This window comes from Thermoanaerobacter sp. A7A (genome assembly GCF_000445185.1).
In the GTDB taxonomy this organism is placed as follows: Bacteria; Bacillota; Thermoanaerobacteria; order Thermoanaerobacterales; family Thermoanaerobacteraceae; genus Thermoanaerobacter.
Window position 1 is genome coordinate 1 of sequence record NZ_AVAF01000134.1, and the last position, 2,417, is coordinate 2,417.

General features: G+C 30.2%; 2 protein-coding genes and 1 pseudogene. All 3 read right to left on the reverse strand.

Translation table 11 applies throughout. The features are described 5' to 3' along the window. Window positions 1-159: 159 nt before the first annotated feature. Entirely contained in the window at window positions 160-939 is a 780-nt protein-coding gene (locus tag M663_RS0110565; RefSeq protein ID WP_029688874.1) for an ABC transporter permease, read from the reverse strand. Continuing rightward, complete coding sequence (locus M663_RS0110570) at window positions 936-1,832, reverse strand: ABC transporter ATP-binding protein (RefSeq protein WP_029688875.1); 897 nt, start codon at window positions 1,830-1,832, stop codon at window positions 936-938. The genes M663_RS0110565 and M663_RS0110570 overlap by 4 nt, the downstream gene beginning before the upstream one ends. Window positions 1,833-1,977: 145 nt before the next feature. Next, a pseudogene (locus M663_RS15585) lies at window positions 1,978-2,076 on the reverse strand (LuxR family transcriptional regulator); the annotation flags it as partial. Window positions 2,077-2,417: the final 341 nt, after the last annotated feature.

The following is a 2,417-nucleotide window of genomic DNA, read 5'->3' on the forward strand; positions in this document are numbered from 1 at the left end:
CCAAAAAAAGCGAAGAATAAGGTTACTTCAATAAAATGACCTTTATCACCACCGTTAGTTTTTAATAGCTGCTGGAGCCCCCTGGTGTCAAGCACGGGCAAAAGCCCGGCGTAGCGTATCCTTGACACCAGGGGGCGAAGAGAGTAGCAGCCCTCCTATTTAATTTTTTATGTCCATTTCATAAAAGTAACGAATAGCTATAACAAAAATTATTAAAATGTACAGGCTGAGAAATCCAATATTTTGTATAACTTTAATAAAAAGTTCGTGTTCTGTTTTAGCTGTACTCATCCATGCATCCATATTTGCTAAATAAGTTGGGATGAACCGTTTAATTTCTTTTACATTTTCTAAAACTTTTAACAAAATTATAGTCCCTATTGAGAGAAGTATAGTTTTATAATTGTTAAAAAACAATGACAACAACATAGTAATTGTTATTATCAAAATAATCTCAAACACTGAAAGGGTAATTGTATATAAAAATTTCAAATAATCCTTTCCTAAAAATTCATGGGTTGCAAATTTTGTATTATAAAGAAAAATGTAATAGCTTATTATCCCTGAAAATGTAATAACTACTAAAAAAATTAATAAAATAGTGATAAGAGCGATGTATTTTGATATAATAACTTCTTTTCTATCTTTAGCTCTTATAAGTAGTAAATTTATATTGCCTTTTTCTAATTCTCCTGAAAATGTTGAAGCTGCAAAAATTATGAATATAAAATAAAAGAAAAATAGGAATTTCAGAAATTCAAACATCATAGCAGCGTATTGGAAGGCCGAAAATTTCTCACCACCTATTTGCACAATTTCACTTCCTGTCAAAATTAGCAGTCCTAAAAGTAGAGGAACAGAAAAAGATATTAACAATGACCAAAACACATCTTTTCTTTTGAGCAATTTATACATTTCTATGTAATAAAATCCTCTCATTGTTGTTTCATCCCTTCTTCATAAAATAGTTCTATCAAACTTCCTTTTTTGATATTAATATCTAATATATCAATATTTTGTATGAAAAGTTTCCTTAAAATTCTTCCTAAAATTTCCCTATCTTTTACAATCAAAACTGTATCTTCAAAATTAACAAGGCCATTCATTATTTCTTCTTTAAAAGACTCTAAATCAACTTTATCAGTAGAAAGAATTACATGATATTCCTTTTGACTTGTTATGTCATTAATACTACCATTGTATAAAATGCTACCTTCTTTTATTAAAACTACTCTATCGCATATTTCTTCTACATCTGAGAGCTGATGACTTGAAAATAAAATAGTTACTCCTTTATCCCTGCTTAAATAACGAAGTTTTTCTTTTAGTTCATTTACACCCACTGGGTCTAGTCCTACAGTTGGCTCATCTAAAATTAAAAATTGAGGGTCATTCATTAATGCCTGTGCTAAACCTAATCTTTGCTTCATTCCAAAAGAAAAGGTGGTTACATATTTGTTTCTTACTTCCCATAATCCTACAAACTCCATTACTTCCTCAATTTTTTTCAGGTCATAATTCCCACTTACTTTCATCAAAATTTTTAAATTTTCAAAAGCAGTTAGATAATCGTAAAACGCAGGTTCTAAAAGAAGCCCAACATTTTTCATCACTTTCCCATAGTGTTGAAATAAATTGTACCCAAATAAATTTATACTCCCCTCTTGGGGTTTTAATAATCCGGTGATGCATTTTATAAAAGTGGTTTTCCCCGCTCCATTTGGCCCTATAAATCCAACAATTTCTCCTTTTAGTACCTTTATGTTTACATTACGCAATGCGGTTTTTTTGCCATACTTCTTTGCTAGGCTTTCTACACTTAATATTTCCATTTATCAGTAACCCCTTCCCAAAATCTTTATACCTTTTCCAAAACCTCTATAAAGTATTATAGAAATAAATTGTTAAGTAAACATCTAAAACGGGTAAATTTCACGTTAATCTTATACCTTTTTAATTCATCAATTTTTCTACTCGCATTATACTTAGTGGCGTGGTTATCGAAGGGTCAATACCTATTTCATTACATCGTTTATAAGAAGAAAGTAACTCCTCCTGTGAGCATAAAAAATTCATTTTTTATACCCCTCAAAAACTTAAAGGCACTTCTTTAATATTCTAGACTTGTGCAAAATTCAAAAGCCTTCATTTAAGCGATTCTGGAGACATACTTTTTTTCTATCACTCTTGAATTTTTTATCTTTTATGTAGGATTTCACCTACCATTTGTCGAATTATTATATATACAGCATGAAAATATTTTTTAAGGAGGAGGAAATCCTACATGTACCAGCTTCAATTACTTTTAAATATACCTGAACTCTTTACTTCCCAGTCTAAAATAGACTTTTATTCTTCTATGTTTAAAAATCTTGATCTGTCTTCAATACCTGAATTCCCTTCCTCTAGTCCTGGCC

What these genes read in the sequence shown, in the direction of transcription:
- M663_RS0110565 (WP_029688874.1), bottom strand. Translation starts at nt 939, where the DNA reads ATGAGAGGATTTTATTACATAGAAATGTATAAATTGCTCAAAAGAAAA.
- M663_RS0110570 (WP_029688875.1), bottom strand. Translation starts at nt 1,832, where the DNA reads ATGGAAATATTAAGTGTAGAAAGCCTAGCAAAGAAGTATGGCAAAAAA.